This window comes from Streptomyces alkaliphilus (assembly GCF_014141535.1).
Classification (GTDB): domain Bacteria; phylum Actinomycetota; class Actinomycetes; order Streptomycetales; family Streptomycetaceae; genus Streptomyces; species Streptomyces alkaliphilus.
The window spans coordinates 1-520 of the sequence record NZ_VKHT01001689.1; the positions used below are offsets into that span (position 1 = coordinate 1).

Below are 520 nucleotides of genomic sequence, written 5' to 3' on the forward strand. Positions count from 1 at the left end.
GACACAAAGGGGTGGGGACCGGTGGGCGTGGACGTCGAAGCGGTGGTGGGGTACGTCTTCGCGTGGCTGACCGCACGGGTCGCCGCACGCGGTGCGGAACGAGCCGGGGAGGCCGTGGACGCCGGCCTCGACGCCGGCCTGGAGCGGATCGGCGGCCTGGTCGCGGGGCGGTTGGGCGGGGATCCGGCGTGGGAACGCGCCGGCCAGGAAGCCGAACAGGGTCTGGAGGAGCCCAGTGAGCGGACCCGGCGCCGCCTGACCGACTCCCTCGAAGACGCCATCGAGCACGATCCCGTCTTCGCCGAGGAACTGCGGCACCTGCTGGAGGCGAGTGGGCGGGCGGTGGCCGTGGACACCGGACAAGCCGTCGCGGAAGGCGGCGGGGACGCTCTCACCGGTATCCGGCGCCCCGCCGGATCGGGCGGAACGGCCCGGGTGCACAACAGCGGAGACGCGCGGGCGACCGGCAGGGGCAGCCGCGCGAACAGCGGCATCGAGGAGCACTGAAACACCCCCGCCC

1 pseudogene is annotated in these 520 nt (G+C 74.4%); it reads left to right on the forward strand.

Going from position 1 to position 520, the window contains the following annotated elements:
• A pseudogene (locus FNQ90_RS26340) lies at positions 1 to 507 on the forward strand (hypothetical protein); the annotation flags it as partial.
• Positions 508 to 520: the final 13 nt, after the last annotated feature.